Raw genomic sequence first — 3,899 nt, forward strand, 5'->3', positions numbered from 1 at the left:
GATGGCCCGCGCCATGACGGACCCCGCCCGCATCGTCCGTCCAGTCCGCGCCCGGGTGGCCCCGGCGGCCATCACGCCAAGCCGTTCCGCAAGGGGCCGCCGAAGCGGTGACCCCGCGCATCCTGGTCGATGCGGACGCCTGTCCGGTGAAGGAAGAGATCTACAAGGTCGCCTTCCGCCACGAGGCGCCCGTCACGGTGGTGAGCAACAGCTTCCTGCGAATCCCGCAGCATCCGTTGCTTAGCCGGGTGACGGTCAGCGACGGGTTCGATGCGGCAGACGACTGGATCGCGGAGCAGGCCGGGCCGGACGCAGTGGTGATCACCGCCGACATCCTGCTGGCCGATCGCGCGCTGAAGGCCGGGGCGACGGTGCTATCGCCCGCGGGCAAACCCTTTACCACCAGCTCGATCGGATCGGCGGTCGCGGTCCGCGCGATCATGGCTGACCTGCGCGCGGGTGGCGATCAGCTGGGCGGCCCCGCCCCTTTCTCGAAGGCCGACCGCTCGCGCTTCCTGCAGGCGCTCGACACCGCGCTGGTCGCGCTCAAGCGGCGCTAGAGCGGCACCTTGATGTAGCGGACCAGCATGCCGCGCGCGCGGGCTTGCTCCACCAGATTCTCGGTTCCACCATCGCCATTGGCATTACCGTCCGAGACGACGATCAGCAGGTTCGCCCAGTCGAGGATCGCCTTGCCAAGCGCATCGTGGCTACCGATCGGCCCGGCGAGCGTGCCGACCCGCGCCGCCAGCGCGTCCGGGATCACTGCCGTATCCCGATCATCGCTCGCCGGCTTGCCATTCACAGCGAACGGATAGACGCCGGTCACGGTCTCGCGCGTGGGCCAGACATCGATCATCAACTGGTCCGATCCCGGAGCGAGGCCGGTCATCAGCGAGATGCGATCCTCCGGCGCCAGCGCGGCCACTTCGTCGCGCAGCCTGGCTTTCACCGCCTCCACATCGCCCAGTCGCGCCAGATCGATATGCCCGGCAAAGCCGATCCGCAGATGCGGCAATGTGATACCGTCGATCCGATCCCCGGCATCCCTTGCCAGCCAATCCCAGCTGCCATCGGCACAGCGCAGAAACCGCACCTGCGAAATTCCGGTCCGCTGCCTGGGATCGAGTATCTGCCCGGCGAAATCGGCCAGCGCCTGACGCATCAGCTCGAGCCTCAGCTCCCAGCTCTCATCCTTGTCCTTGTCGTCCGCCGGATCCTTCAGCCGCAGCGGCGGCTGCTTGGGAAGCAGGATGCGCAACCGCACCTCCTCGCCATCCGCGGAAGCGAAAGCAGACCAGTCGACCGGCTCTGCAAAGGCCAGCTTCAGGCTCTTCTTGCCGACCGTCCAGACCGGTAGCGCGCCTTCCCACACCCGATCGACGGTGCGCGGATATTTCGCCCGGGTCTTCTTCCAGCCCCAGGGCAGCTTGATCGAACCCCAGGGAAGCGTGAGCATCGCGCCACGCAACCGCTTTCGCCCGTCCTTGAGGAACGCCGCCATCTGCGCCCGATCCTTGCCATCGGTGGCATTCGGAGCCAGCGCGGCGAACCAGCCCGGCACGAGCTGGTGACGCAGCCGCGCCTCGTCATTGCGCTTTCCGGGCCGCCATCCCTCCAGCACGCGATCGACGCGCCAGCGCTCATGCTCGAACCGGTCGATTTCGAGCAACTTCGTTTCGGGCAAGCTCTCGAGCCAACCCAGTCCGCTGTCACCGATTCCGAAAGCGATTGCCTGCGGGTCGAGCCTTTCGAAGCCGAGCACACGCAATTTATGGAGGAAATGCGCCGCCGCACGACGGTTGCTGAGTTGCATCGTGAACGGCTCCTTCTTGAACTCGGGGCCGCCCCATTTGTCATGATATCCCTTCTGGATCGTCCGGGCGAGAGTCTCGATCTCGCTATCGACGAAGCTCGCCTGCCCGCTGGCACCCAGCGCATCGCCGACCATCATCAGCGAATGCTGGCGAACGCCGCTCGGCTTTGCGAGATCGAACGGGCGATGCGAGCGCGTTTCGGTGAAGATCGCGATCGGCGCGGTGATACGCTTGCCCCGGCGCATCGCGGCACGCAGCGCCAGCCCTTCGGCGATCGACACCGTGTCGTCGCCCATCGCAATCACATGCAGGCTTGGCGGCGCCAGCTTCTCGATCTCGTCGAGCGGCTCGAGTGCGGTGTCGTCGGTTCCCAGGGTACCCTTGGGTGCATCGAAGAACTCGACCTCCGGGACGTCGTGCTCCGTGTGATGCCTTGCCAGCCACCGCGCCTTCGCCTCCGCGGAATTCGCCACCACCACCGATACCAGTGGCGGTTTGAACGTCGGCGCAGGAAAGCCGCCATTGAGCAGCACTTCCTCGGCCATCACCCAGCCGAACTCGCCGAACCCGTGGATCACGACATGAACGCGCTTCAGCTCCGCCGCGCGCGCTTCCAGCGACAGCGGATGCTCCATCATCAGTGCCCGGGCGGTCGTCGTCGCAAGCTCGAATGGCTCTGCCCTGGGCGGGTCGGTCGCGGTGTCGGCGTCGCGCAACCGCTCGGCCAGGCTATGCGATCCGAGATGCATCCAGATGTTCGTATCCGTTTCGCCCCGGCTACGCAGGTCACTGCGGATATCCTCGGCTATGGCCAGGGTGATATCGTCGGGTCCACAAGCGATCACGATGTCGTCGGATCGGCGCAACGAGACCGGAAACCGGTCCCGGCCGACCGCATCCAGCGCATCGACTTCGATCAGCTTCACCCCGGCATTGTCAGCCGCCCGCCGATCGGCGGGCGCAACGGTGCGATCGATCGCCACGATCCTCGCCCGCTTGTGCCGCTCGCGCAGCCGCTGCGCCGCTGCCTTGCCGACCGACCCGAAACCGACGACCGTGATACGGCGGCGAAACAATTTGCTGATCGCCCACATCCACATCCCCAGATGCCGGCTGAACGCGATAATCAGAGTGTAGATCAGGAAGGCAGGCGCCAGAAAACGCGCCAGCTGAAGCCAGATATTGATATCGGCCGTCTGCTCGAAATTCAGGGAGAAAAGCTGAAGCGCCCGGTAAATCGCCTCAGGCCAGTCGAGACTTGGATCCGTCCAGCGCCAGCCGAGCGTTCCGAGAGCCCAGATCGCGACAAACGCGATTGCCAGGCCCCATCGATCAAGCCAACTCCAGAATCCGGCCATTGCCCCCCACTCCCCGCCTGTTCGCGGTGGAGAGAAGAGCATAATTGCTACGCCCGCAAGGCTTCGCGCAGATTCCCGCCCGCCGCGTCCAGCGCCGCAGCCGCCGCTTCGGCGCTCATCCCGCTCGCGATCAGCACCGCCTTGCGGATATCGCGACCGGCCGCGTCCAGCGCCGCCCGTGCGGTATCCCGATCCACTCCGGCCAGTTCCGCCACCATCGCCTCGCCGCGCGCTTGCAGCTTCACGTTGGAGATGCGCATCCCCACCATCCGCCCGCGATAGACCCCGCCCAGCCGGATCATCGTGGCGGTCGAGAACAGGTTGAGCGCAGCCTTTTGCGCCGTCCCGGCCTTCATCCGGGTGGAGCCGGCGACGATCTCGCTGCCGGTTTCGATCAGCACCGGATGCTCGGCAGCGGCCAGCAATGCGGTGTCCGGATTGTTGGCGATCCCCAGCGTCAGCGCGCCCGCGGCCCGCGCAGCTTCGACGGCAGCAACCGTGTAGGGCGTGCGCCCGCTCGCCGCGACACCGATCACCACATCGTCCGGACCCACACCGGCCGCCGCAATCTCGGTCCGCGCCGCATCGGCATCGGCTTCGGCGCCCTCAACCGCGTCGGTCAGCGCCTTGGGGCCGCCCGCCATCAGATAGACGGTCCGCGCCTCGGGCCAGCCATAGGTCGGCCCCAGTTCCACCCCGTCCTGCACCGCGACCCGGCCCGAGG

At 66.7% G+C, this 3,899-nt stretch carries 3 protein-coding genes; 1 reads left to right on the forward strand and 2 read right to left on the reverse strand.

Features of this window, described 5'->3' with window-relative positions; all coding sequences use genetic code 11:
- The first annotated feature begins 107 nt into the window (after positions 1-107).
- Positions 108-560 carry a YaiI/YqxD family protein gene (locus P1X14_RS21790; RefSeq protein WP_277317525.1) on the forward strand — a complete coding sequence of 151 codons (453 nt, stop codon included), beginning with the start codon at positions 108-110 and terminating at the stop codon, positions 558-560.
- Here the strand turns inward: P1X14_RS21790 and P1X14_RS21795 are convergent.
- Entirely contained in the window at positions 557-3,175 is a 2,619-nt protein-coding gene (locus P1X14_RS21795; RefSeq protein WP_277317526.1) for a saccharopine dehydrogenase NADP-binding domain-containing protein, read from the reverse strand. The genes P1X14_RS21790 and P1X14_RS21795 overlap by 4 nt on opposite strands.
- A gap of 47 nt (positions 3,176-3,222) precedes the next feature.
- The coding region (locus P1X14_RS21800) for an N-acetylmuramic acid 6-phosphate etherase (protein ID WP_277317527.1) at positions 3,223-3,899 on the reverse strand (677 nt) is incomplete at its 5' end.

This window comes from Sphingomonas sp. AOB5, from assembly GCF_029433115.1.
Classification (GTDB): Bacteria; Pseudomonadota; Alphaproteobacteria; order Sphingomonadales; family Sphingomonadaceae; genus Sphingomonas.